Source organism: Bhargavaea ullalensis (assembly GCF_042432615.1).
GTDB lineage: Bacteria > Bacillota > Bacilli > Bacillales_A > Planococcaceae > Bhargavaea > Bhargavaea ullalensis.
In genome coordinates, this window is sequence record NZ_JBHLWY010000042.1 from 164,366 (window position 1) to 188,722 (window position 24,357).

The following is a 24,357-nucleotide window of genomic DNA, read 5'->3' on the forward strand; positions in this document are numbered from 1 at the left end:
GGATAATATGTACAAGCTCATGGGCTTCTGGACAGGCATCTTTGCAGTCATGTTCTATATCGGCGGCATGATGACGCCATCGCTTCTCATGCTGGCAAGCACCGGATTCTTCATCCTGCTTGGGTACATGAACCTGACCGAACGTATGTATATGTACATCCTCGGAGCGTATCTGATGGTCTTTATGGTCGGATTCAGCTATTATACGAACTTCATTCATGTACCGGGCGCAGGCCACTGATCATCTTCGGTACATAACAAAAGCAGCCGGCGAGCCGGCTGCCCCAGACTGCAGGCGGGAGCATCTCATCCCCCTGCAGTTTTTGTTTCCGCTTTTCCTGGAAATCATCCGAATCCATTGAGAAACGGATTGCTTGCCATTTCATCGCCGATCGTCGTCGGGCCGCCGTGCCCCGGGAGGACGACCGTTTCTTCGGGCAGTGTAAGAAGCTTGTCATGGATGGAGCGGATGAGCTTGCCGTGATCGCCGCCCGGCAGGTCCGTCCTTCCGATGCTGCCCTTGAACAGTGCATCACCGGCGACCGCCACCCCCTCATCCGGAAAGTAATAAGCCACGCTGCCAGGGGAATGGCCCGGAACATGCAGTGTGCGGAACCTGAACGGACCTGCTTCGTGCTCCTGTTCTCCGGAAAGGACGCCTTCCGGTCCCGCCATGCGAATTTGAGGAAGGCCCGGATACCGTCCCGAGCCGTTTTGCATCGGATCGGACAGCCACGCTTTCTCTTCTTCATGAAGATGGGCGGGGATCCCGTATTCATCCCGTATGCCTTCCAGGGCCCCGATGTGGTCAAAATGGGCATGCGTCAAGTAGACGGCTGACGGCCGGAGCCCCATCTTCCCGAGTTCCCCGATCAGCCGCTCGGGCTCGCCGCCCGGGTCAAAAATAAGGCACTCCCCATTTTCCGCTTCCGCGATATAGCAGTTGGCCTGGACGGGGCCGAGTGCAATTGCATGGAATTTGATCATGATGACACCTCCGCCCCTATTGTAGCAGAGGACCGCCGGATCATGTTCATACATTCGTCACGAATATTCCTCGACAAACGGCAAGCCAAACATTACAATAGAAGAGGAGTTTATATGCGGTATATTTATTATGATGAACCATGTCGGAAGGAGTGTCACCGATGAACTTATTGATGGTCTTTTTCGGCTTAATCGCCATTCTGGCAGCCGTTGGCACCGTTCAGGGCTTCAAGCAGAGAAACGTCCTGAGCATCGCCTTCAACCTCGTTGCTTTTATCGTTTTCGGAGCATTCGTCGTCCTGACGATCGCTTTCCAGGGTTACCCGCCAAAACTGCATTGATTCAAAAAAAGGGCCGGCACAGTCATTCTGTGCCGGCCCTTTTCCGTCCGGTCTTCCCGTTATAAAAAACAGGGGCACCCGGAGCCTTTCGGCTTTGGGTGCCCCTGTTTTGATTATTTCGCTTCCTGGATCCTGGCTTCGCCGGTTTGCGGCTGCTCGTCGTAGAAGCGGAGAAGGTCTCCGTTGATGACCTTGTCGGAATACATGAGCTCCTGGCGCGCTTTCTCGCTGCCCGGCTCGCATGCCTCCCCGTCGTCCTCTTCCCTCGTATCGAGCCGGTAGCACGTATCACCTGCGTAGATATGGTCAGGCGTGACGAACCGGCCATCCCGGAATGCGACGAACTGGTCGTGTTCCGGCGAGAAGATGTCCGTTCCGAATTCAATGTCTTCCTTCGTGTCCATGCCGAGCAGGTGAAGGACGGTCGGGCGCAGGTCGATTTGACCGGCAAGCTTGTCGACTTCCTCGCCCTTGCCATAGCCCGGAATGTGGATAAAGAGCGGAACCTTCTGAAGTTCTGCCGAGACGAGCGGTGTGATTTCTTCGCCCAAGTACTGGCTCATCGCCTTGTTGTGGTTCTCGGAAATTCCGTAGTGGTCTCCGTACATGACGATGATCGAGTTATCGTAAAGCCCCTGCTTTTTCAGGTCTTCGAAGAACAGCTTCAGCGACTCATCCATGTAGCGGACGGTCTGGAAATACCGGTTTAGCGTCTTCGAGTTCGAATCGTACTCAGGGATATACATGTCTTCTTCATCCAGCGTGAACGGATAGTGGTTCGTCAGAGTGGTAAGCCGCGCGTAGAACGGCTGCTTGATCTCCGACAGATGTGCGGCCGACTGCTCGAAGAACGGGATGTCCTTCATGCCCCAGTTGACGGCATCGCCTTCACCGATCTCGTAGCTGTCGATGTCGTAGAATTTGTCGATGTCGAGCGCCTTGTACATCATGTCGCGGTTCCAGAAGCTCTTGCTGTTCGCGTGCAGGACGTTGGACGAATAGCCGTACTGGCCGACTTTCTCGGCGAGGGAGTTGTACGTGTTCCCGCCGTGCGTGAAGAATACCGCACCGCCGCCGAGCCCGAACAGAGAGTTCTCAAACAGGAACTCGGAATCGGATGTTTTGCCGAGACCGGTCTGGTGGTAGAAGTTAGAGAAGTAGAACGTGTCTTTGTCCTGCGTCAGGCTGTTCAGGAACGGCGTGACGACTTCCCCGTTCATTTCGTTGTTGATCGGGAAGTTCTGCAGCGATTCCATGGACACGACGATCAGGTTGCGGCCCTTCGCCGCACCGAACATGTCTTTGTCCGGCTCTGCGTAGTTCGCGGCGGTGTAGTTCTCGATCTCCGCGAGTTCGGAGCCGTCGGCAAGGGCACGCTGCGCATGCGACTTCGACTGGATATAAATGTCATAGAGATGATAGTTGTACGTACCCAGGTTTTTCACGAGAAGCTCCCGGTCAAAGCTGCGCGTGAGCAGCTGCGGACGCTCCGTCTCGGCGAGGCCGAGGTTCAGCACAAGCAGCGCCGCCACGCCGACAAAGTAGATCCTGCGCATCATCGGTCGGACAACCCGGTATTCGCCGGCGTCCTTCAGTTTGCGGGCTGCAAACCAGATGATGAGGATATCAATGAAGTAAAGCGGATCCTGAAGGCGCAGGCTCGACGTGACGGACGAGCCGAGATCGCCGAAGTTGTTCGTCTGGAACAGGACCGGCAAAGTGATGAAGTCGCTGTAGAACCGGTAAAACACGACGTTGGCATACAGGACCACGGTCAGGATCGTGCTGACGGTGAGCAGGTACCGGACCGCGCCTTTCCAGGTTTTCATGAAAAGGGCGATGCCGTAGATGAAGAGCAGGAAGCTGAGAGGATTGATGAAAAGGATCAGTTCCTGCATCGGATTATCGATATTGAGGTTGAAGCTCGTCTTGTAGGTAAGGTAGGTCTTCAGCCATGTTGCCACCACTGCGATAAGCAGCAGGGGCAGGATTTTGGACTTTTTCGATTGAGTCACTGTTGGTCTAACCCCTTTCTGGATGAGAGTCCGGTGGTCCGGACAAGATATGATGGCGGGTTTCTTTGAAAATACCTGGAGCACGCATAAATCCGTATACCCCTATTAAGACGGAAGCAAACACCGGAAAGTTTCACTCTCGGAGAAAGTTCAACAATTCTCAAGAATTGAAGCCCCTAATCGCCTTTCCTCAAAATCAGGATCGCCTTCATGAAGTCCTCGGTGCCGATCATGCCGTTCTCCCGCAGTTCGCGCAGTTCCATTTCAAGCAGCACAAGGTCGGCGTTCCGGTCTCCCGTGTATACATATGTTCCAAAACGCTTCAGCAGTTTCATGACATCAAGAACGGTCTCCATCTCGTGCCTCCCCGCATTCGATCGTCCGGCTTTCCGTCATGATCGAACCGACGGGAATGTCGTGCGGCTCAGCGGGCAGCCCCTCCGTCAGCTGGCCTTCCAGGGCGAGCGAAACCGTTTCGCCGCGGTAGCCGGCCAGGTAGCGGTCATAATAGCCGCCGCCGAAGCCGATTCTGAAGCCGTCCGGGGAAAACACCACCCCCGGAACGACGATGAGGCCGATTTCCTCTTTGGCCACCGGCCGGGTCCGGCCCTCCGCCGGTTCACGCAGGTCCATATAAACGGTTTCCAGCTGGTCAAAGGAAGTGATTTCCCGAAACTGCATGCTTCTGTCGGCGGGATGGCACCTCGGCACCGCCACACGCTTTCCGGCCTTCCAGGCGGCCCGGATCACCGGCAGCGTGTCGATCTCCGGATGTCTGGAGACCGTGATGCCGATCGTGTCGGCCTCCCCAAACCGGTTGTCGGAGATCAGCCGGTCCGCTGCCCTTCGGCCTTTTATCCGGTGATCGTCTTCGGAAAGTCCCCTCAGCCAGCCCAGTACTGCCCTTCGGATTTCCTTCTTATCCATCGGCCCCACCCCTTTAACGAAAAAACCAAAACCGGTGAGGGTTTTGGCAGTATCCGCTTATTTTGTTTCACGGTGCAGAGTTTGTTTGTTGTCACGCGAGCAGAATTTCTTCATTTCAATGCGTTCCGGATTGGTCCGCTTGTTTTTCGTAGTGATGTAATTGCGCTCGCCGCATTCTGTGCAGGCAAGTGTCACATTAACGCGCATTCGATTTCCCTCCCACTCATACAGGATCGAAGAGTTGAGCATGATTCATGAGCATTTTTTGAGCAAGATTTATACGACTGTTCCATTATAGCATAATCCGGACGGATGTCCATAAAAATATGAACGGAAGCGGAAAGTCCCCTTTCCGCCTCACTCGCCCTCCCGGATGGCCTCGCCGTTTTCCGGCTCCTTGAGCGTGTAGTCCACGTCGGGTCCGGAAATTCCTTCTGCCGCTCTCTTTTCTTTGAGTTCAAAGTAAAAGTCGGCCATATGGCGTGCGATTTCGTTGTTCGGGTGCGGAACTTTTGACGGCACCGTCGTGACGTTCGGCACAAGGACCGCGTAGGCCATTTCGGGCTCTTCGAACGGAGCAAATCCGACGTGGGAGACCGTGACGGTGTCTTTAGTGTAAAACGGGCTTTCCGGATCGTCGTAGTATTTTTTCTGCGCGGTGCCGGTTTTCCCGGCGGCCTTATATTTTGTGTCATGGAAATCTTTGTAGGCGGTGCCCCGCTGGTTATAGTAGACCGAATACATGGCCTGCTGGATGCGGTCGATTTCGGTGTTGCTGTTGGCGATCCGGTTCAGGATGGTCGGCCGGACCTCTTCCGACAGCTGGCCGAGCGTTTTCCCGTCCACGGATGGCTCCCGGATCTCTTTGACGACATGCGGGGCGATCCGGTAACCGCCATTCGCCACGGTTGACACATACTGGGCGAGCTGCATCGCCGTGTACGTGTCGTACTGTCCGATTGCATAGTCCAGCACGTTCCCCGGTTTTGGATTGATGCCCTTCTGTCCCGAAAACTCGCTTGGGAGGTCGATCCCCGTTCGGGCACCGAGCCCGAATGAAGCGAAGGAGCCGCGGAACTTATCGATCGTATCCGGCGCGAGCGACAGGCCGGCCCTGCGTTCATAGACGCCTCCGCCGAGCGCGATGGCGATCTTGAACATATAGACGTTCGATGAGCGGGTCAGCGCCATCATGTCGTTGATCGGGATCCGGTTATAGTCTCTTGGGTTGAACAGAGAAGATTTTTTGAGCCCGCCGATCCAGAGCGGTTCGTCGATTTTCACTTCCCCCATCGACGCCGCACCGTACTGGTAGCCTGTCAGCACAGTGGCCATCTTGACGGTGGAACCGACTTCATAGGCCATTCCGTATGTACCGAACGAAATATCCACCACTTCGTACTGGCCGTCTTTGTTTTTCACGATCTGCTTTCCGACCATGGCCAGCACTTCCCCGTTATTCGGGTTGAGCATGACGTAGAATGCACGGTCAAGAATCTGCGAACCGTAGTTGCGCTTGAGCGCGAGCAGCTTTTCGGAAACGATCCGTTCGGCTTCCGTCTGGAGTTCGCTGTCGATCGTCAGCACGAGGTCTTTGCCGGGGCGGCCTTCCTGGACGGCCACCGTGTCGATGACGGTCCCGGTCCGGTCGGTGACGTTTTTGGCGACGGTCTTCTGTCCCTGGAGGACGGATTCGTATTGCTGCTCGATATAGCTCTTGCCGACACGGTCGTTTCGGGAGTAGCCGCGGGACAGGTAATAATCGAGCTTGTCCTGCGGGATCCCCTGTTTCGGAGTCGTCGTCGTGCCGAGCACCGCGAGCGGCGAATTCCTGACGCGCTCCCAGTCGGTCGTCGTGTTGACGCCCGGCATGTCGCCGAGGCGTTCGGAGACGAGCGCGTATTCCTCTTCCGTCACGTCCCCGCTTTTGATGATCTGGGGCGAGTAGTTGTAGCCGGATGCCATTTCGCGGTAGATGGCGAGCACTTCCAGTTCTTCCGGCGTGAATGAATTGATCTCTTCATCGGTGATCCGGTCCCGCACCAGGTTGTCGAGTTCACGCTGGCGCTCGGTCTTGGACTTCGTTTCGCTGCCGTTGATCTTTTTCTTTTCGGCATCCGACACTTTGTCGTAGGCTTCTTCCTTGTGGTTGAGGATCCAGAAGTCCTTTTTGTCGCGAACGGTCACGGCGGACGGATCCTTGTCGATCAGTTCCGCCAGCTTTTGTGCCGTCTTCAGCATGTCTTCCGTCGTCGTTCGCTGCTGCTTCGTGTAAGTGATGGCGTTTTTGGGTTCATTGCCGACAAGGATCTGTCCGTTGCGGTCATAGATGCGGCCGCGCGGAACACTCGTATTCACCGATATTTCCTCGGTCCTTTCGATTTCCCGCTTGTAGTCATCCCCCTTGACGATCTGAAGATAGCCGAGACGGAGGATCAATGTCGAAAACAGCAGGAAAATGGAGAAGAACAGGACATTCATCCTGAACTGCGTATGCTTCTTGAGTTTCTGCTTTGGGGATTCCTGCTTTGAGCGGCTTTTCTTGTTCACCCGCCTCCCCCTTTCCTGATAGATTCACAAAGTTGATTGTATCGCAATCCGACAAAAAAAGCACACACCATTGGGACGGGCCCGGTGTGTGCCTGGTTTCCGCTTTTGCGGATTATTTCGTTGCTTCTTCGTAGCGCTTGGCCACTTCGTCCCAGTTGACGACGTTCCAGAACGCCGCAGCGTATTCCGGACGGCGGTTCTGGTACTTGAGGTAGTAGGCGTGTTCCCAGACGTCGAGGCCGAGGAGCGGCGTCTTCCCTTCCATGTACGGGGAATCCTGGTTAGCCGTGGACGTGATCTCCAGTTCGCCGTTGTTGACGACGAGCCATGCCCAGCCGGAGCCGAAGCGGCCTTTTGCGGCTGTTTCGAATTCTTCTTTGAACTTCTCGAAGCTGCCGAATTTCTTGCTGATCGCTTCAGCGAGTTCGCCGGTCGGCTCGCCGCCGCCGTTCGGGGAAAGGAGCTGCCAGAACAGCGAGTGGTTCGCGTGGCCGCCGCCGTTGTTGCGGACTGCCGTTTTCTTGTCTTCCGGTACGGAATCGAAGTTGCGAAGGACTTCTTCGATCGATTTGTCCGCGAGATCCGTGCCCTCAACCGCAGCGTTGAGGTTCGTCACGTACGTGTTGTGGTGCTTCGTGTGGTGGATCTCCATCGTTTCTTTGTCGATGTGCGGCTCCAGCGCATCGTATGCGTATGGAAGCTCAGGCAATTTGAAAGCCATTTCAACATTCCTCCCGGGTCGTTAAATGATGAGTACAATTCAACATTATCAAAATATCCGGGCCCCTACAAACAAAATGCACCGCCTTTTTGGGCGGTGCATCCGGTCGGGCGGAGGGCTCGGCCGTTTTTACGGAATGACGATGAGGAACAAAATGATCATCACGAGCTGGATGGACGCCTTGGCCGCAACCGATGTCAGGAAGCCGACAAGCGAGCCGATGCCGCTCTTCAGCGCACGGCCGGGAGGCATCCGGTTGAAGATCAGTTCGGCGGCGACCGCTCCGATGAACGGGCCGGCAAGAATGCCCGCCACTGGAATCACGAACGGTCCGACGATCAGGCCGACCGTGCTTCCCCACATGCCCGCCTTCGAGCCGCCGAATCGCTTGACTCCGACGGCGTTTGCCAGGAAGTCGGCCCCGAAAAGCAGGATGAGGAACAGAACTTCCGCCGCCCAGAACCACCAGGGCAGGTCGCCGAACGTGAAGAACAGGCCGTAGATGATGAAGCCGAGGAACACGAACAGCGAGGCCGGGATGACCGGATACAGCAGACCGGCAAATGAAATGATGAAACTGGCCAGGATGAGCGTCCAGGCAATGACCGACATCTGTTTTCCTCCTTTTCATCCGGATCCGGCCGGCGGATCAAAGGTTGCGGCCGAGGATCGCTTCCGCAATGTTCACCGCATGGTCGCCGATCCGCTCCAGGTTGCTGACAATGTCGACGAAGACGATGCCCGCCTGTGCCGAACACTGGCCTTCATTGAGCCGCTGGATATGCTTCTTGCGGAATTTGCGTTCCATTTTGTCGATCAGGTCTTCCTTTTCGGCCACTTCCCGCGCGATTTCCGAATCATGGTGGTTGAGCGCTTCAAGGGAACGCTTCACCGTGTCGATGGTGAGCGTGAACATTTCGTCCAGGTCGCCCATCGCGCCTTCGGTCAGGACGACGCGGTGAGCTTCCCGGTAGTCGATGAGTTCGATGATGTTCTCGAAGTGATCCCCGATCCGTTCAATGTCGCGGACCGTCTCCATCAGGATCACATGCCGCTCCGACTCGACCGTGCTGATCGACTCGGCAGAAACCTGCACTAGGTAATCGGTGATGCTGCGGTCGAGGCTGTTGATCGCATCTTCAAGCTGGTAAGCCGTTTCCGAGTGTTTCTTGTCGCTTGTGGTCAAGTAACGGTACGTTTCATCAAGTCCGCGGACCGCATACTCCCCCATGCGCAGGATTTCTTCTTTCGCCTGGCCGATCGCGATCGACGGCGACTGGTGGATGAAGGACGGATCCAGGTGCTTCGGACGGAATTCAATCGTCACATCTTCTCCCGGGATGATCTTCGTCACGAAGTATGCCCACATTCCGATCAGAGGGAACTGGATGACGGTGTTGAGGACATTGAACGTCCCGTGCGCGAAGGCAATCTGCATTTTCGGCTCCAGGCCCAGGTTCGCGCTCAGCCAGCTGACGTAAGCGGTGAACGGCACGAGGAAGATCATGAAGATGATGGTCCCGAGCACGTTGAACAGGACGTGCGTCGTGGCTGCGCGCCGTGCGGCAACCGATGCCCCGAGCGAAGCGAGGATCGCCGTGATCGTCGTCCCGATATTGTCGCCGAACAGCACGGGCAGTGCACCTTTCAGGTCGATCAGATTTTCGGCATACAGCCCCTGCAGGATCCCGACGGTCGCACTCGAGCTCTGGACGATGAGTGTAAAGACCGTTCCGATCACAACGCCGAGCGTGGAGTGCTCGCTCATGGCGACCGTCATGTCGAGGAATGCAGGCAATTCACGCAGCGGCTTCATCCCGCCACTCATCAGCTCCAGGCCGAGGAACAGGCCGCCGAAACCGAAGATGACTTCGCCGAGGTTCTTCAGCTTGTCCCTCTTGAAGAAGAACAGGAGGAACGCCCCGACGCCCATGATCGGCAGCGCATACGCTCCGACATCAAAACCGATGATGAACGCGGTCACCGTCGTTCCGATGTTTGCGCCCATGATGACTCCGATCGCCTGGCGGAGTTTCATGAACCCGGCGCTGACGAGGCCGACCACGATGACGGTGGTCCCCGAGCTGGACTGGATCAGCACGGTCACGATGATCCCGACAAGGACCCCCATGAACGGATTGGTCGTGAACCGGTCCAAAATGTCTCTCAGTCGGTCGCCCGCCGCTTTCTGAAGGCCGTCCCCCATATATTTAATGGAAAACAGGAAAATCCCGAGTCCGCCGAGAAATTGGAAAAGCATTTCCTGCCAGTTTAGCTCCACTCTTTCATTCAACCCCATTCGACAAATATTCATGCGCTCCCATTATGCTGATTCATCGGGCCGAATGTAAAGTCGGCGGGCGCAAAATTTACAAACCGTTAACATTGGGACCCGGGCGGTTCAAACAACTGTTGAACTTTCTGTCCGGCCGCTCGCATTCCCGTGATAAACTTGAGGATAGCTGGAGGCGATTCAATGAAATTTCACCAACTGTTCAAGGCGGCGCTCCATGAGCCGAAAAAACTTGCCGCATTCCGCCTGCTGCCGCTCGGCAAGGTCGTCAAATATATTTTCATGTTCGTCCTGCTGACGGCCGCCGTTTCATTCGTGAAGTTCGCGCTGACTGCGGATGAAGTCATCAGCGGCACCGACATGCCCGTTGAAGAATTAAAAGGAATCGGACCGCTTCTCTATCCCGCGGCCTTCGTCCTGCAATTCCTCATCGCCACTGTGTATTTCTATGTCAAGGCGAGCATCGCCGCCCTCGCAGGCCTCGGGTTTGTCAAGATCCGGGGCAAGCGGGGCGAATACCGGCATCTTTGGCGCACGGCCGCCATCTCGCTCACCGTGCCGACACTCATCCTGATGGCGGCCAATCTGCTGCCCGCCGGCGTTCCGTATGCCTCGGCGCTGTCATGGGCGGCTGCGTTCGTTTATATTTGGATGGCCGTCGGCTACTATCCCAAGGCGGCACCGAAAAAGAGAACTGCTCATAATTCCCCCTCCCGCTCATAGAATAGCGGAAAGGGGGTTTTTCCATGCGCATCATCCTCTCCGCCATATTAATCCTTGCCATTTCCTGGTTTATCCGCACAGATCTTCAGGTCGGCACGATCCCGATGGCCGCCTTCTACGGAGGGCCCGGCGGAGAGGATCCGGAATGCTCCGAAACGGCTGAACCGGGTTCCATTCCGGTCACCGTCGTCGCCGGTGATACCGTAAGATCCCTTTTTGCGCTGTATCCTGATAAAATGGATTTGCTGGAGCGGCTTTCCGCGTTTTACGAGCTGAATCCTCATCTGCGGAAACGGGATCCCGCGGAAGGCGAAGTGGTCTTCCTCCCGTTGAGTGCCGACCGGCAGGATTGCGACGGCCCGGACGGAACCGGTCCCCGCTCCTGATGTCGCTCACTTGTCATAACGGACCCCACATTGATAGAATAAGCAACAGTGAAGGCACTGCCTGCAAAGGAGAGACCAAAACATGGCTGAAATGACACATCGTTCGAACACTCGTCCCGTGAAGGTCGGAAACTTGACGATCGGGGGCAGCAACGAACTTTTCATACAAAGTATGACCACGACGAAAACACACGACGTCGAAGCGACGGTCGCCCAGATCAAGCGTCTGGAAGAAGCCGGATGCCAGATTGTCCGCGTGGCCTGCCCGGATGAGCGCGCAGCGCGTTCCATCGGCGCGATCAAAGAACAGATCAACATCCCGCTCGTCGTCGATATCCACTTTGACTACCGCCTGGCCCTGATCGCCATCGAGCAGGGCGCCGACAAGATCCGGATCAATCCGGGCAACATCGGCAAGCGGGAGAAAGTCGAAGCCGTCGTCAAGGCGGCAAAGGAAAAAGGCATTCCGATCCGGATCGGCGTCAACGCCGGTTCCCTGGAACGTCATATCCTTGAGAAATACGGGTATCCGACTGCGGACGGCATGGTGGAAAGCGCCCTGCACCACATCAAGATCCTTGAAGACCTCGACTTCCACGACATCATCGTGTCCCTGAAGGCGTCCGACGTGCAGCTTGCCATCGAGGCCTACAAAAAAGCATCGATGGCGTTCGACTACCCTCTCCACCTCGGCATCACCGAATCCGGCACACAGTTCGCCGGATCCATCAAGAGCGCGGCCGGACTCGGCGCCCTTCTCAGCATGGGGCTCGGAAATACAATGCGCGTCTCCTTGAGCGCCGATCCTGTGGAAGAGATCAAAGTGTGCCGCGAACTGCTGAAAGTCTTCGGCCTTTCTTCCAACTCGGCGACGCTCATCTCCTGTCCGACATGCGGCCGGATTGAAATCGACCTGATTTCCATCGCCAATGAAGTCGAAGAATACATTTCGACCATCCATGCGCCGATCAAGGTGGCCGTTCTCGGATGCGCCGTCAACGGACCGGGAGAAGCCCGTGAGGCGGACATCGGCATTGCCGGCGCACGCGGCGAGGGACTGCTCTTCAGGCACGGCAAGACCGTCCGGAAAGTTCCGGAAGAAACGATGGTCGAAGAGCTCAAGAAAGAGATCGACATCATCGCCGAGGAATACTTCGAGAAAAAACGCCAGGAAGAACTGGACATGCAGAAAGAAACTGCAGAATGAAACCGCTCCGCCTCGGCATCGACATCGACGGGACGGTCACGCGGCCGGATGCGTTGCTTCCGCACATCAACCGGAAGTTCAACTCCAGCTTCATCCTGGACGACATCACGGCCTACAGCCTGACCGAATCGTTTCCCATGCTCGACCCGGAAGAGTTTGCAGCCTGGTTCAAGGAGGCCGAACCGGAGATCTACAGGACGTCTCCCGCGCATGAACACGTGCGGGAAATCCTGCGTTCCTGGAACAAGATCCACGAACTTTTCTACATCTCGGCACGCGGCCTCGAAGTGGAGGATGTCACGTTCGGATGGTTCGAGGAACACCAAATCCCCTACCACCACATCGAGCTGACCGGCTCCCACCGGAAAATCGAGGCGGCCCGCCGCCTCGGAGTGGACGTGTTCTTTGAGGACAAGCATGACAATGCCGTTGACATCCATGAAGAAGTCGGGATCCCCGTCCTTCTGTTCGACGCTCCCTATAACCGGATGGCCGTCCCAGACGGCGTCATCCGGGTCCATGATTGGCGGGAAGCCGACGACTGGATCAAAAGCGAATACTCATTGAAAAAAGCGTGAGCCCCCGTCAAGGGCCTCACGCTTTTTCTTTGTTGAAATTTAGGAACTGCAGTCCGGGCACCGACCATATACTTCAAACTTGTGGTCTTCGATCGTAAAGCCCGGCAGCAGTTCGGCCACACGGTCCATCGGGCAAAGGTCGAGCTCTTGGATTCTGCCGCATTCCATGCAGATGAAGTGATGATGATGGCCGTCCCGGTCGCAATGCATGCGGAACTTCCGCTCGCCGCCGAGCTCGGTCTCCTCCAAAATTTCCAGGCCGGCGAACGAAGAGAGATTGCGGTAGATCGTATCCAGGCTCATCCCCGGATGCTCGAATGCCAGGGCGTCGCGGACATCGGATGCCGCCAGATAGCGGCCGTCCGAGGCAAAGAGCCGCAGGATGGATTCCCTGCTCGGGGTGCGTTTCAGCCCGTTTTCCCTCAGAAGTCGGATGGCTTTTTCAAATGTCATGCGGTTCCCCTCCGTTTCTGTTTTTGCCCGCGGCTGCCCGGATGCGTTTCACGGCCAGGATGACGAGCAGGATCAGGACAGAAATGACGACAATCGTGCCGCCGGGTGCAATGTCCAGATAAAACGCCGAAAAGAGGCCGCCGATCACGGACAATTCGCCGAACACGACCGACCAGACCATCGCCTGCCTGAACCCTTTTGCAACCTGCATGGCGGCCGCCACGGGAAGCGTCATGAGCGACGAGACGAGCAGGATGCCGACGATCCGCATGGAGGAAGCGACGACGAGCGCCGTGATGATCATGAACCAGAAGTTCAGCCGGTTCATCGACAGTCCCTGTGCACGCGAGTATTCCGGATCAAACGAAATGGCAAACAGTTCCTTGTAGGCCAGCCCGATAAACACCGCCGTCCCGACCCCCACCGCGGCAATTGTCAGAAGGTCCCCGCGTCCGACGGCGGAGACCGATCCGAACAAGTATCCCATCAGGTCGGCGCTGAATCCCTGGGCCAGCGAGATGAAAATGGCCCCGATCGCAATTCCGCCCGACATGATGATCGGGATGGCCAATTCCTCATAGCTCCGGTAAGTTTCGCGGAGCTTCCCGATCAGCAGCGATCCGGCCACCGAAGACCCCATTCCGAGATAAATCGGGTTGAGCGCCGCAAGCGGCAGATATGACTGGCTGAGAAACAGACTGCCTGCAATGCCGGCAAGCGTCACGTGGCTGAGCGCATCCGCAATGAGCGAAAGCCTTCTGACGACAATGAACAGGCCGAGCATCGGGGCGATGATGCCGATGATGAGGCCCGAGGCGAAGGCATTCTTCAGGAAGCTGTATTCGAAAATGGCGGAAATCATTCGCCTGCGCCCCCCTTGCCGTGATGCACCCTCCGCACCGGATGTCCGTACCAGTCGTTGCGGATGGACGCCTCACGCCTGCTGAACTCCTCTGAAGGCCCGTGGAAATGGATCGACCGGTTCACGCATGCCACGTGGGTCACGAGTTCGGACACCGTGTCAACGTCATGTGTGACGAGCAGGATGGCAATCCCCTGTTCACGGTTCAGCCTGCCGAGCATATCATAGAACGATTCCATGTGCTTCCGGTCAATGCCGACCGTCGGTTCATCCAGGATCATCAGTTCGGGATGGCTGATGAGCGCCCTGGCGATGAACACGCGCTGCTGCTGCCCCCCGGAAAGCTGGCCGATGCCCCGGCCGGCATACGCCTCCATGCCGACCGCCTGCAGCGCCTTCAGCACCTGTTCGTCCGCATCGGCAGGATAACGGCGGAACATGCCTGTTTTTTTGACAAGTCCGCTTCTGACGACTTCACTCACCGTCGCGGGGAACGCGCTGTTGAATGCGTTGGACTTCTGCGACACGTATCCGATCCGTTCCTTGTCCCGGAACATTGCGGCCGGCTCACCGAACAGCCGCACACTGCCCGTCCGCGGCGAAATCAGGCCGAGGATCAGCTTGATCAGCGTCGACTTGCCGGAACCGTTCGGACCGATGACGGCCCAGAACTCCCCCTTTCTCACCTGGAGGGAAACGTGGTCAAGCGCCGTTTCGTCGCCGTACCGGTAGGACACATCCTCCAGTTCAATCAATATATCCGGCATGGTGATTCCTCTTTTCAATTCGGAATGATTACGATTTAACTTAAAGAGTATAGTATGTCCGCGTCCATTTGTAAACGGAAATCAACCAAGAGGAGGGAAATCCGATTAGTTTTCATGCAACGATCGCCGGGATGAGGAAAATGCCGGACATCGAGCTCTGTGCGCTGGCGGCACAGTACGGAATCCGGCTGACCACCAGGGAAGTCAGAAAACTGCGCCCCCTTCTTGATGAAGTGTCGCCCGCCTGGATCCTGACTGGCGTTCCCGACGCATTCATCCAGAAAGTTCGCGATGTGATCGGCGAGCAGCGGACACAGGAACTCATCGACCGGTATTTGTGAACCGGAGGAAAGCGAAAAGGACGATCCCCTCCCGAAAACCGGGACGGTGATCGTCTTTTGTTTTTCACTGTGAAACAGACACGGAACTCAGACCATCATTGCCTCGATCGGCCCTCGGTCGAATGCCTTTTCGCGGAGCATGGCGATTTCACTCTTGTACGGTGCCTTGCGGCTCGCCTTGTCGGCGCCGACCCACGGGGTTTCCAGGATTTTCGGGAGTGCCTGGAATTCCGGCAGGTGGACAATTTCTGCAAGCGCCTCAAATCCGATTTCGCCGAATCCGATGTTCTCATGGCGGTCCTTCGCAGCCCCGCATACATTTTTACTGTCATTCACATGGACGACGGAAATCCGGTCCAGTCCGACTGTGCGTTCGAACTGTGTGAGCACGCCGTCGAGATCATGGATGATGTCGTAGCCGGCATCATGGACATGGCAAGTGTCGAAGCAGACGCTCAGCCGGCTGTTGTTTTCCACGCCGTCGATGATTTTGGCGATTTCGTCAAATGTCCGTCCGCACTCCGTCCCTTTTCCGGCCATCGTTTCAAGCGCAATCCGGACCGGAACATCGGAGGAGAGCACTTCATTCAGACCCTCGATGATTTTCTTGATGCCCTCATCGGCTCCCGCGCCAACGTGGGCGCCGGGATGAAGAACGATCTGGTCAGCGCCGAGTGCGGCCGTGCGCTCGATCTCCTTCTGCAGGAATTCCACACCGAGCGCAAACGTCTCCGGCTTCACCGTATTGGCGATGTTGATGATGTACGGGGCATGGACGACGATGTCGGAAATGCCGTTTTCAGACATGTGCAGGCGGCCCGCCCCGATATTCAGCTCCTCGATCGCCTTGCGCCTCGTGTTTTGCGGGGCGCCGGTATAAATCATGAATGTGGAAGCCCCGTAGGACGCCGCTTCTTCACTCGCTCCGAGGAGCATCTTTTTCCCGCTCATTGAAACGTGTGATCCGATCAGCATGCTTTATTTCCCCCTGCCCTGCCGCTCCCGGCGTTTTTCCTTCCGCCGGATTTCGGCAACTTGTTTTTCGATTTTCTTTTTATAGCCCGGTTTCACTTTCGCCGGCTTTTTGACGAGCCGTCTCGCCTTTTCATCGAGTGCCCGGTCCGTTTTCTGGCGGTTTGCACGGGAATGGCGTTCTTTCAGATCGATCCACTCGCCGTCCTTGACGTCGCGGTGGACAAACGGCACGCCCATCTTCTCGATGCGGACGAGCGCATCGTCATCGGACGGCTCATAAAGGGTGATGACCGTTCCCTCAAGACCCGCACGCGCCGTCCGGCCGGAACGGTGGACGAAGAACTCCAGGTTCTCCGGAAGGTTATAGTTGATCACATGGCTGACACCGGGAATGTCGATGCCCCGGGAAGCGAGGTCTGTCGCCACGATGTACTGATAGTCGAGCGCCCGCACGCGGTTCATCATTTTGCGGCGCTCCCTCGGATTGAGGTCGCCGTGGATCTGCCCGGCCTGGATTCCTTTGTCCGACAGCCATGATGCCACTTCCTCGGCTTCTTTCCGGGTGTTCGTGAAGATGATGGCCAGGTACGGATTCAGGGCCTCCATGACGGCGAGGAGCTTTTTCTTGCGGTCCATCCCCCGCACCGGGACGAGCGGGAACGTGATTCCTTCGGCCACGGGGCGCCGTTCGCCGATCTTCACATGCTCCGGGGACTGCATGTATTTATTCAGGAACGGCTTCAGTTTTTCCGGAATGGTTGCGGAGAACACATACATCTCCAGGTTTTTCGGCATGCGGGATGCAATCCGGTCGATGTCCTCGACGTACCCCATGTCAAACGCCAGATCGGCTTCATCGACGACCAGGACGGAGGCGGTATGCACGAGCAGCGCGCCTTCATTCACAAGATCCCACAGACGGCCGGGCGTGCCGACTGCAATATGGGGCTGCGTGCGAAGTTTTTCGATCGACCGCTGTTTGTCCGTTCCGCCGATGAACAGCCCGGTCCGGATGTCCGTGCCCTGGATGAGGCGCAGCAGTTCCGCATGGATCTGTTCCGCCAGTTCCCTCGTCGGGGCGGTGATGACCGACTGGACGCCGGCGGAGGCGGCATCGGCGCGCTCCACGATCGGAATCAGGAAGCTGTGTGTTTTTCCCGTCCCCGTGTGGGCCTGTCCGATCGTGCTCTTGCCCCGCATCATGAGCGGGATCACGGCCTCCTGGATCGGTGTCGGCTGCTTGAAGCCGATGCTGCGGATGGATTCCCGCAAAAACGGCTTCAGATTCATTTCGTCAAAGTTAGGCATTCATTTTCCTCCTCATTTCCTCTATTTTATCAGCTATCGCCAAGAAGTTCATGCGGGAAAAGCAATTCTTCCCTGACGGTCCGCCGCCCGGGTGGCAAGCGCCGCCGGATTGCATATGATGCAGGGAGAAAGAACTTTTTCAGAAAGGAGCCCGCGCCATGCGATATCAGTCATTTTATCCCTTTTCGGCAAGCGGCAGAACACAGGGAATGCCGGGCGCATTTTCCCCTCCGTCCCGGCCGTTCCCGATGCAGGGAGGGTTCGGCGGTCCAGGGGCCGGCGGATACGGGGGACCCGGGTTCGGCGGTTTCGGTGGAGGCGGTTTCGGTGGAGGAGGATTCGGCAGTGGCGGTGGCGGTGGCGGCATGCCGTTCGGCGGCGGTGGTGCGGGACAAAACCCTTCCCGGCTTGAATCGCTGATGGGCACGGCCGATAAATTTTTGAACACCGCCCAGCAATTGTCGCCGATCATCAACCAGCTGTCGCCGATGATGCAGAATCTTCCCGCCTTATGGCAGATTTACCGCGGCTTTTCGGGAAGCTCCGCTTCGGGCGGAGCCGGGGCAGCCGCGGGCGGAGGCGGAACCGCAGCGGCCGGCGCGGCCGCCGCGCGCGCATCCTCCCCGGGTCCTGCCGCGACCGGCGGAGGACTGTCCGTGCCCCGAATCTTCCAGCCGCCTTCATGAATCTTTGAAACCGGCGTCCCGCTCGGCTATAATGGAGTCAGCGATTCCTTTAAGGAGTGGATTCCATGAAAGTCAATAAAATCACGCCGCGCGGATACTGTTACGGGGTTGTCGACGCGATGGTCATCGCGCGCAACGCCGCAATGGACAAATCGCTTCCCCGGCCGATTTATATATTGGGCATGATCGTCCATAACAAGCACATCACCGATGCCTTCGCGGAAGACGGCATCATCACGCTTGACGGGCCGAACCGCCTGGAGATCTTGGAAAAGGTCGAAAACGGGACGGTCATCTTCACGGCGCACGGGGTTTCTCCGGAAGTCCGGGAGCTTGCCCGCCGCAAGGGGCTCGTCTCCATCGATGCCACCTGCCCGGATGTCACCTCCACGCATGACCTGATCGAGGAAAAGACCGCCGACGGCTATGAAGTCATCTATATCGGAAAAGACGGCCATCCCGAGCCGGAAGGCGCCATCGGGGTCGCGCCCGACAAAGTCCACCTCATCCAGACGATGGAGGATGCCGACCGTCTGGAAGTCACGGCTGAAAAGCTGATTGTGACCAACCAGACGACGATGAGCCAGTGGGATGTCGCCCATATCATGGAGCGGCTCCAAGAACGTTTCCCTCATCTCGAAGTTCACCGGGAGATCTGCATGGCCACTCAGGTGCGCCAGGAGGCCGTCGCCAAGCAGGCGGGCGAAACCGATCTGCTGATCGTTGTCGGGGACCCGAAGAGCAACAACTCCAACCGGCTCGCGCAAGTATCCGCCGAAATTGCCGGCACGACCGCATACCGGATCTCAGACGTATCCGACCTGAAGCTTGAATGGCTGGAAGGCGTGGAAACGGTCGGCGTGACGGCAGGCGCTTCCACGCCGACCCCGATCGTCAAGGAAGTCATCCAGTTTCTTGAGAAGTTTGATCCGGAAGATCCGTCCACACACGACCACGACTCTAAAGTCGCGATCGAAAAGATCTTGCCGAACATCAAAAACCCGAAACCCGTCAACCGGATCGAGCCTTATCCGATCCCATGACGAAGAATGCCCGGAAAGCATCCAGCTTTCCGGGCAGTTTTTTTGAGGTGAGTTTGTGAGTGGAATCATATCGCCGACGAGTGAGCGCGAAGACGGCTCGAGTGGCATCATACGGCCACCGAGTGAGCGCGTTCACGGGGCGAGTGAATTCATTCAATGAAAAACCTCGATTCTATACACGTCACGGGTACCACACAGCACCCCGTGACATCAGACGAACCGGAACGGTTCGGTGATGATTTCCGACTCTTCAAATGTGCAGTCAAGGCCCCTTTCGGCCGCTGCTTTTCGGAGATGGCCTGCGACGCCGCCGACCATGATGCGCTCGATGTGATGACCGGGATCGATGACCGACAGTCCGAGGGCCGCCGTGTCCTGCGCAGTATGATAGTCCATGTCTCCCGTTACGAATGCATCCGCACCGCGTGCAGCGGCGTCGGCTGCATACTTGCCTCCTGAACCGCCAAGAACCGCGACGGTCCGGATCTCCGCGCAGCCGCCGTCGACGATGCGGAGTGCCGGGACGTCCAGCCGCTCCTTCACATGTTTCGCAAACTCATCAAGAGTCATCGGTCGTTCCAGCCTGCCGATCCGGCCGATGCCGTATTCTTCCAGGCGCTGATCCAGGACAAAGAAATCATAGGCCGGCTCTTCATAAGGATGGGCCTTGATCATCGCCCGCTCGACCCGCGAGCGGATGGACGCGGTGAGGACCACCTCGATCTTCGTTTCTTCGACCGCCTCGGGCTTTCCGACTTCTCCGATATACGGATCGGCGCCGCCCGAAGGCGTGAAACGGCCGGTCCCCTCGATTTCATACGTGCAGTTCACATAGTCCCCGATGGCGCCTGCACCGGCCTTCCCAAGCGCTTCCCGGACCTTTTCCACGCTGTCATGCGGCGTGTACACGGCCAGTTTGTAAAGCGGTTCGACATATGTCTCGGTGAGGACGGACGTCTCCTTGATCCCGAGTTGTTCTGCCAGCATGTCGTTGACGCCGCCCGGTGCGACATCCAGGTTCGTGTGCGCCGCAAAAACGGAAATGCCGCGGCGCAGGCATGCCTCGACGAGCCGGCCCTGAACCGTATCGGTCCGGACCGATTTCATCGGGCTGAAGATCGGCGGATGGTGGGCGATGATCAGGCCCGCCCCTTTCTCCTCCGCCTCGTTCACCACTTCCTCCGTCACGTCGAGCGTGACGAGCACGCTGCTGATTTCCGCATCGGGACGCCCGATCTGAAGGCCCACCGGATCCCAGTCATAGGCGAATTTCTTCGGCGCCCATTCCTCCATCAGCCCGATGATGTCACTTACTTTCGTTTTCCCCATCTCCAAGCACCTCCGTCGCCAAGTTGATGGCCTGTTTGAGGCCCTCTTTTCTCAAGCTGATTTCTTCTTCCCTCGAAGATTGCCCCATCTGCTCCAGAATGATTTCCCATGACTTGCGCTCGCGCTCCCATTTTTCACGGAACGCCTCGTTTTTTTCCTTCATGAGGAATGGCCCGAACAGCAATTCCTTTTCGTCATAGGCGGCGCTGCCGCGCTCGAGCACCAGCACTTCGTAGATTTTGCCGTCCTCCTTGAGGATCTGTTCGCCGGTGATGAGCCACCCGTTCGCCATGCCCCATTCCCGGACGGCCTTTGCATTGATGTTTGGCTGGAGGATGAGCCGTGAGACTCCGTCCAGACGGGTGCGGCCGTTTTCCAGGATTGAGGCGATGAGGGGCCCTCCCATCCCCGCGATCGACACCGTGTCTACCCCGTCTTCGGGACGGACGGCGTCCAGGCCGTCCGCGAGCCTCGGCAGGACCTTGCCTTCCAGACCCGCTTCCCTGACGGTCTGGACGGCGGACTCATACGGCCCTTTCGCCACTTCGCCGGCGATGCCTTTTTGTATGCGTCCCTCCAGTGCCAGATGGCAGGGGAGATAGGCATGGTCGCTTCCGATATCGGCCAGTACGGCCCGAGGTCCGACAAAAGCGGCAACGGCAGCCAGACGTTCGGAAAGTCTTTTTGTATTCAAGCACAGGTCCCCTTTCTCTTGATTCAATTCGATGGTTGCCGGCAAGTTTCCTGCATGCCAAAGCCCTTACCCGGCATGCCGGATAAGGGCTCCATTCTTTTCATATCAAGACTCTTGAAGTGAGACAACCCAGTCCGCCATGGCGTCGAGATTCTCGTCCGGCACGAGGCCACCTGGCATGGTGCCTTTGCCGTTCTTCAGAACGTCCTTGACCGTGTCCTTGTCATCCGTAATCTCGTGAAGGTTCGGTCCGATCGACCCTTCAAAGTTCTGGCCGTGGCAAGACACGCATTTCCCTTCAGCAAAAGCCTGAGGGTCGAAGTCGCCGGAGTCAGCTTCTCCGTCGCCGGATGCCGTGCCTTCTCCGCCTTGTTCAGTCTCTTCGTGATCGGCTGCAATCTCTTCTTTTTTATCGAGTCCGTAGAGGGACATGAAGAAGATGAGGCCGATACCGAGGGCCATGATCAAGATATAAGGTACAATAGGATTTCTGTTCATCGACTAAAACCCCCTTTTCCATGAGATACCCTGTACAATACAGTGAACAATTCATATTGTACTTCATTGTGCGGGAAACTGAAAGTATTAGCCGAGAAGTTTTGCGTGTTTGTGACAAATTGGACAAAAATCCGCTTTAAACTCCGATTTGCCGCGCAATGACCATGTGCTGGACTTCCGACGTCCCTTCGCCGATCTCCAGCAGCTTGGCATCCCTCATATAGCGCTCGACTTCATATTCCTTCATGTAGCCGTAGCCGCCGTGCAGCTGGATGGCCTCGTCCGCCACTTCCATCGAAATTTCGGATGCATACAGTTTGCACATGGCGGCTTCCTTGGAAAACGGACGCCCCTGGTCTTTCAGCCAGGCTGCCTTGTGGACCATGTTCCGGGCGAGTTCGATTTTGAGCGCCATGTCGGCCAGCTTGAACTGGTTCACCTGGAACTCCGAAAGGGACTTGCCGAACTGCTTGCGTTCTTTCGAATAGCGCAGCGCCCGGTCAAATGCCGCCTGGGCAATCCCGACCGCCATCGCTCCGATTCCGATCCGGCCGCCGTCGAGCGTCACGAGAAACTGGCGGAAGCCGTTTCCGCGCTTGCCGAGCAGGTTTTCCTGCGGCACTCTGACGCTGTCCATGACGAGTTCGGTTGTATTGGAGGCGTTCAGCCCCATTTTTTCATAGTTGTCGATCACCTTGAACCCGTCGGCATCGGTCGGCACGATGATCGCGCTGATTTCCTTTTTGCCGTTCTGCTCGCCCGTGATGGCGGTGAGCGCCAGGTGCTTGGCGTAGCTTGCGTTCGTGATGAAGACTTTTCCGCCGTTGATGACGAAATCATCGCCGTCTTCCTTTGCCGTCGTCTGCGTCCCTCCCGCATCCGATCCGGCATTCGGTTCGGTCAGGCCGAACGCGCCGAACGATTCGCCCGTGCAGATCGGGGTCAGGTACTTTTCTTTCTGCTCCTCTGTCCCGAACAGGCTGAGCGGTGCGCCGCCGAGAGAAATATGTGCAGAATAAGTAATGCCCGTCGATGCGCAGGCGCGGCTCAGTTCCTCGGTGACGATGGCGAAGCTGACCGTATCCGCTCCGGCACCCCCGTATTTTTCATCGAACGGCAGCCCCATCATTCCCATGTCGGCCAGCTGCCTGAAAATCTCAATCGGAAACTCCTTTGTCCGGTCCCGTTCAATCGCGCCCGGCGCCACCACTTCGTCCGCAAACTCGCGGATTGTCCGCCGGATCATTTCCTGTTCTTGTGTCAGGTCAAAGTTCAAATGGAACATCCCCCTTCGTGAATACGCTTTCATTGCCATTATAACTGAACGAGCGCTCGCTCCACAACCAAAACTATCATCCGGCCAGCCGGCATCCGACCCAAATAGAGTCGCGCGACGGACCGGGTGCCGGTCCCCCGCGGTTCGGCCCAACGCGAAAAACCGCTCCGGCTCAATGTCCGGAACGGCTTTTGCTTGGCTTCAATGATCATTCAAGAAAGTCTTTGAGACGCTTGGAGCGGGACGGATGGCGCAGCTTGCGGAGCGCCTTCGCCTCGATCTGGCGGATCCGCTCCCGTGTGACCCCGAACACTTTGCCGACTTCTTCAAGCGTGCGGGTGCGCCCGTCGTCCAGGCCGAACCGGAGACGGAGCACGTTCTCCTCCCGGTCTGTCAGCGTATCCAGCACGTCTTCAAGCTGCTCCTTGAGAAGCTCGTATGCCGCATGGTCGGAAGGGGACTGCGCGTCCGAGTCTTCGATGAAGTCGCCGAGGTGGGAATCGTCCTCTTCGCCGATCGGCGTTTCAAGGGAAACCGGTTCCTGGGCGATTTTCAGGATTTCCCGGACTTTTTCGGCCGGAAGATCCATTTCTTCGCCGATTTCCTCCGGAGACGGCTCCCTGCCAAGGTCCTGGAGCAGCTGTCGCTGTACGCGGATCAGCTTGTTGATCGTCTCGACCATATGGACCGGAATCCGGATGGTCCGGGCCTGGTCTGCGATCGCGCGGGTGATCGCCTGGCGGATCCACCAGGTCGCGTACGTACTGAACTTGAAGCCTTTTTCATAGTCGAATTTCTCGACCGCCTTGATGAGGCCCATGTTCCCTTCCTGGATCAGGTCGAGGAAGAGCATGCCGCGGCCGACGTACCGTTTGGCGATGGAAACGACGAGACGCAGGTTCGCTTCCGCAAGTTTCTTCTTCGCCATGTCGCCGCGGTCGAGTGCCAGTTCGATTTCCGGTGTTCTCTCGGCACCCTGGTCAAGTTCTTTCAATGCCGCCGCCCCTGCCTCGATCCGCTTGGCAAGTTCGATCTCCTCTTTTGCGGAAAGCAGGTCGACGCGGCCGATTTCCTTGAGGTACATCCTCACCGGGTCGTTGATCTTGACGCCGGGAGGAACGCTCAGGTCGTTGAGGTCAAACTCTTCCTCTTTCTCCCCTTCGCCGTCAGTGCCGTTGTTCCGGTCCAGCTCGATGCCCTGCTCCTCGAGCTGGTCAAGGAACTCCTCAAAGTGATCCGGCTCCATGTCGAAAGCGGACAGCTTTTCGGTCACATAATCAAACGAAAGCTCACCCTGCTTTTTGCCCTGTTCGAGCAATTGCGCCTTCATCTCATCAATGGTCATTTCATGTTCTTGGTCTTTCGGTTGCCCTGAAAGTTCCGCCATTTTACTCCTC

General features: G+C 57.2%; 28 protein-coding genes. 9 read left to right on the plus strand and 19 right to left on the minus strand.

Going from position 1 to position 24,357, the window contains the following annotated elements; genetic code table 11:
- Nucleotides 1-7 precede the first annotated feature (7 nt).
- Nucleotides 8-241, plus strand: coding sequence for a DUF2626 family protein (locus ACFFIY_RS10890; protein ID WP_376837290.1), 234 nt, complete (start codon nucleotides 8-10; stop codon nucleotides 239-241).
- 104 nt (nucleotides 242-345) lie between these two features.
- On the opposite strand, the gene ACFFIY_RS10895 is transcribed toward ACFFIY_RS10890, so the two are convergent.
- The gene (locus ACFFIY_RS10895; RefSeq protein WP_354195270.1) at nucleotides 346-987 is read right to left on the minus strand and encodes an MBL fold metallo-hydrolase; all 642 of its coding nucleotides are present in this window, start codon (nucleotides 985-987) and stop codon (nucleotides 346-348) included.
- 161 nt (nucleotides 988-1,148) lie between these two features.
- Here ACFFIY_RS10895 and ACFFIY_RS10900 point away from each other — a divergent pair, with 161 nt between their 5' ends.
- The gene (locus ACFFIY_RS10900; RefSeq protein ID WP_354195268.1) at nucleotides 1,149-1,328 is read left to right on the plus strand and encodes a DUF2759 family protein; all 180 of its coding nucleotides are present in this window, start codon (nucleotides 1,149-1,151) and stop codon (nucleotides 1,326-1,328) included.
- Between the two features lie 113 nt (nucleotides 1,329-1,441).
- Here ACFFIY_RS10900 and ACFFIY_RS10905 read toward each other — a convergent pair whose 3' ends face one another.
- The 8 genes from ACFFIY_RS10905 to ACFFIY_RS10940 all read right to left on the minus strand — a co-directional run bounded on the left by ACFFIY_RS10905 (nucleotide 1,442) and on the right by ACFFIY_RS10940 (nucleotide 9,801).
- Nucleotides 1,442-3,343 (minus strand): LTA synthase family protein, encoded by a 1,902-nt coding sequence (locus ACFFIY_RS10905; protein WP_354195266.1) that lies wholly within the window; start codon nucleotides 3,341-3,343, stop codon nucleotides 1,442-1,444.
- 176 nt (nucleotides 3,344-3,519) lie between these two features.
- Nucleotides 3,520-3,699 (minus strand): YqgQ family protein, encoded by a 180-nt coding sequence (locus tag ACFFIY_RS10910; protein ID WP_354195264.1) that lies wholly within the window; start codon nucleotides 3,697-3,699, stop codon nucleotides 3,520-3,522.
- Nucleotides 3,683-4,270: a 5-formyltetrahydrofolate cyclo-ligase gene (locus ACFFIY_RS10915; RefSeq protein ID WP_354195262.1), complete on the minus strand. Its 588-nt coding sequence runs from the start codon at nucleotides 4,268-4,270 to the stop codon at nucleotides 3,683-3,685. Before ACFFIY_RS10915 ends, ACFFIY_RS10910 begins: the two co-directional genes overlap by 17 nt.
- Nucleotides 4,271-4,327: 57 nt before the next feature.
- Entirely contained in the window at nucleotides 4,328-4,477 is a 150-nt protein-coding gene (gene rpmG, locus ACFFIY_RS10920) for a 50S ribosomal protein L33 (RefSeq protein ID WP_040228798.1), read from the minus strand.
- Nucleotides 4,478-4,627: 150 nt separating this feature from the next.
- Complete coding sequence (locus ACFFIY_RS10925) at nucleotides 4,628-6,820, minus strand: peptidoglycan D,D-transpeptidase FtsI family protein (RefSeq protein ID WP_354195259.1); 2,193 nt, start codon at nucleotides 6,818-6,820, stop codon at nucleotides 4,628-4,630.
- A 112-nt stretch (nucleotides 6,821-6,932) separates the two neighbouring features.
- Nucleotides 6,933-7,541, minus strand: a complete 609-nt coding sequence (sodA, locus tag ACFFIY_RS10930; protein ID WP_354195257.1) for a superoxide dismutase SodA — start codon at nucleotides 7,539-7,541, stop codon at nucleotides 6,933-6,935.
- 129 nt (nucleotides 7,542-7,670) lie between these two features.
- Entirely contained in the window at nucleotides 7,671-8,153 is a 483-nt protein-coding gene (locus ACFFIY_RS10935; protein ID WP_354195255.1) for a DUF456 domain-containing protein, read from the minus strand.
- A 37-nt stretch (nucleotides 8,154-8,190) separates the two neighbouring features.
- Nucleotides 8,191-9,801 carry a Na/Pi cotransporter family protein gene (locus tag ACFFIY_RS10940; protein ID WP_376837273.1) on the minus strand — a complete coding sequence of 537 codons (1,611 nt, stop codon included), beginning with the start codon at nucleotides 9,799-9,801 and terminating at the stop codon, nucleotides 8,191-8,193.
- Between the two features lie 216 nt (nucleotides 9,802-10,017).
- Between ACFFIY_RS10940 and ACFFIY_RS10945 the strand changes: the two genes are divergently transcribed.
- The 4 genes from ACFFIY_RS10945 to ACFFIY_RS10960 all read left to right on the plus strand — a co-directional run bounded on the left by ACFFIY_RS10945 (nucleotide 10,018) and on the right by ACFFIY_RS10960 (nucleotide 12,728).
- Nucleotides 10,018-10,557 carry a DUF1189 family protein gene (locus tag ACFFIY_RS10945; RefSeq protein WP_354195251.1) on the plus strand — a complete coding sequence of 180 codons (540 nt, stop codon included), beginning with the start codon at nucleotides 10,018-10,020 and terminating at the stop codon, nucleotides 10,555-10,557.
- 23 nt (nucleotides 10,558-10,580) lie between these two features.
- The gene (yqfZ, locus tag ACFFIY_RS10950) at nucleotides 10,581-10,943 is read left to right on the plus strand and encodes a protein YqfZ (RefSeq protein WP_354195249.1); all 363 of its coding nucleotides are present in this window, start codon (nucleotides 10,581-10,583) and stop codon (nucleotides 10,941-10,943) included.
- An 82-nt stretch (nucleotides 10,944-11,025) separates the two neighbouring features.
- The gene (gene ispG / locus ACFFIY_RS10955) at nucleotides 11,026-12,150 is read left to right on the plus strand and encodes a flavodoxin-dependent (E)-4-hydroxy-3-methylbut-2-enyl-diphosphate synthase (RefSeq protein ID WP_354195247.1); all 1,125 of its coding nucleotides are present in this window, start codon (nucleotides 11,026-11,028) and stop codon (nucleotides 12,148-12,150) included.
- Nucleotides 12,147-12,728: a 5' nucleotidase, NT5C type gene (locus ACFFIY_RS10960; RefSeq protein ID WP_354195245.1), complete on the plus strand. Its 582-nt coding sequence runs from the start codon at nucleotides 12,147-12,149 to the stop codon at nucleotides 12,726-12,728. The genes ispG and ACFFIY_RS10960 overlap by 4 nt, the downstream gene beginning before the upstream one ends.
- A 39-nt stretch (nucleotides 12,729-12,767) precedes the next feature.
- Here ACFFIY_RS10960 and ACFFIY_RS10965 read toward each other — a convergent pair whose 3' ends face one another.
- Genes ACFFIY_RS10965 through ACFFIY_RS10975 form a run of 3 tightly spaced genes read right to left on the minus strand, consistent with a single transcriptional unit; the run spans nucleotide 12,768 to nucleotide 14,810 of the window.
- Nucleotides 12,768-13,181 carry a Fur family transcriptional regulator gene (locus ACFFIY_RS10965; protein WP_354195243.1) on the minus strand — a complete coding sequence of 138 codons (414 nt, stop codon included), beginning with the start codon at nucleotides 13,179-13,181 and terminating at the stop codon, nucleotides 12,768-12,770.
- Nucleotides 13,171-14,043 carry a metal ABC transporter permease gene (locus ACFFIY_RS10970; RefSeq protein ID WP_354195241.1) on the minus strand — a complete coding sequence of 291 codons (873 nt, stop codon included), beginning with the start codon at nucleotides 14,041-14,043 and terminating at the stop codon, nucleotides 13,171-13,173. Before ACFFIY_RS10970 ends, ACFFIY_RS10965 begins: the two co-directional genes overlap by 11 nt.
- Complete coding sequence (locus ACFFIY_RS10975) at nucleotides 14,040-14,810, minus strand: metal ABC transporter ATP-binding protein (RefSeq protein WP_354195239.1); 771 nt, start codon at nucleotides 14,808-14,810, stop codon at nucleotides 14,040-14,042. The genes ACFFIY_RS10970 and ACFFIY_RS10975 overlap by 4 nt, the downstream gene beginning before the upstream one ends.
- 131 nt (nucleotides 14,811-14,941) lie before the next feature.
- Here ACFFIY_RS10975 and ACFFIY_RS10980 point away from each other — a divergent pair, with 131 nt between their 5' ends.
- Complete coding sequence (locus tag ACFFIY_RS10980; RefSeq protein ID WP_354195237.1) at nucleotides 14,942-15,151, plus strand: hypothetical protein; 210 nt, start codon at nucleotides 14,942-14,944, stop codon at nucleotides 15,149-15,151.
- A gap of 87 nt (nucleotides 15,152-15,238) precedes the next feature.
- On the opposite strand, the gene ACFFIY_RS10985 is transcribed toward ACFFIY_RS10980, so the two are convergent.
- Both ACFFIY_RS10985 and ACFFIY_RS10990 read right to left on the minus strand, forming a co-directional pair.
- Nucleotides 15,239-16,126 carry a deoxyribonuclease IV gene (locus tag ACFFIY_RS10985; protein WP_354195235.1) on the minus strand — a complete coding sequence of 296 codons (888 nt, stop codon included), beginning with the start codon at nucleotides 16,124-16,126 and terminating at the stop codon, nucleotides 15,239-15,241.
- A 3-nt stretch (nucleotides 16,127-16,129) separates the two neighbouring features.
- A complete protein-coding gene (locus ACFFIY_RS10990) occupies nucleotides 16,130-17,434 on the minus strand; it encodes a DEAD/DEAH box helicase (RefSeq protein WP_354195233.1) in 1,305 nt (434 codons plus the stop codon).
- A gap of 158 nt (nucleotides 17,435-17,592) precedes the next feature.
- Here ACFFIY_RS10990 and vrrA point away from each other — a divergent pair, with 158 nt between their 5' ends.
- Both vrrA and ACFFIY_RS11000 read left to right on the plus strand, forming a co-directional pair.
- Nucleotides 17,593-18,120, plus strand: coding sequence for a VrrA/YqfQ family protein (vrrA, locus tag ACFFIY_RS10995; RefSeq protein ID WP_354195231.1), 528 nt, complete (start codon nucleotides 17,593-17,595; stop codon nucleotides 18,118-18,120).
- A gap of 65 nt (nucleotides 18,121-18,185) precedes the next feature.
- Nucleotides 18,186-19,163 carry a 4-hydroxy-3-methylbut-2-enyl diphosphate reductase gene (locus tag ACFFIY_RS11000; protein ID WP_354195229.1) on the plus strand — a complete coding sequence of 326 codons (978 nt, stop codon included), beginning with the start codon at nucleotides 18,186-18,188 and terminating at the stop codon, nucleotides 19,161-19,163.
- A gap of 210 nt (nucleotides 19,164-19,373) precedes the next feature.
- On the opposite strand, the gene ACFFIY_RS11005 is transcribed toward ACFFIY_RS11000, so the two are convergent.
- The 5 genes from ACFFIY_RS11005 to rpoD all read right to left on the minus strand — a co-directional run bounded on the left by ACFFIY_RS11005 (nucleotide 19,374) and on the right by rpoD (nucleotide 24,347).
- Nucleotides 19,374-20,492 (minus strand): Nif3-like dinuclear metal center hexameric protein, encoded by a 1,119-nt coding sequence (locus ACFFIY_RS11005; protein ID WP_354195227.1) that lies wholly within the window; start codon nucleotides 20,490-20,492, stop codon nucleotides 19,374-19,376.
- Nucleotides 20,470-21,186 (minus strand): tRNA (adenine(22)-N(1))-methyltransferase, encoded by a 717-nt coding sequence (locus tag ACFFIY_RS11010; RefSeq protein WP_354195225.1) that lies wholly within the window; start codon nucleotides 21,184-21,186, stop codon nucleotides 20,470-20,472. Before ACFFIY_RS11010 ends, ACFFIY_RS11005 begins: the two co-directional genes overlap by 23 nt.
- A gap of 105 nt (nucleotides 21,187-21,291) precedes the next feature.
- Nucleotides 21,292-21,684 carry a cytochrome c550 gene (gene cccA, locus ACFFIY_RS11015; protein ID WP_354195223.1) on the minus strand — a complete coding sequence of 131 codons (393 nt, stop codon included), beginning with the start codon at nucleotides 21,682-21,684 and terminating at the stop codon, nucleotides 21,292-21,294.
- A gap of 136 nt (nucleotides 21,685-21,820) precedes the next feature.
- Nucleotides 21,821-22,960 carry an acyl-CoA dehydrogenase family protein gene (locus ACFFIY_RS11020; protein WP_354195221.1) on the minus strand — a complete coding sequence of 380 codons (1,140 nt, stop codon included), beginning with the start codon at nucleotides 22,958-22,960 and terminating at the stop codon, nucleotides 21,821-21,823.
- Nucleotides 22,961-23,168: 208 nt separating this feature from the next.
- Nucleotides 23,169-24,347 carry an RNA polymerase sigma factor RpoD gene (rpoD, locus tag ACFFIY_RS11025; RefSeq protein WP_354195219.1) on the minus strand — a complete coding sequence of 393 codons (1,179 nt, stop codon included), beginning with the start codon at nucleotides 24,345-24,347 and terminating at the stop codon, nucleotides 23,169-23,171.
- Nucleotides 24,348-24,357 lie beyond the last annotated feature (10 nt).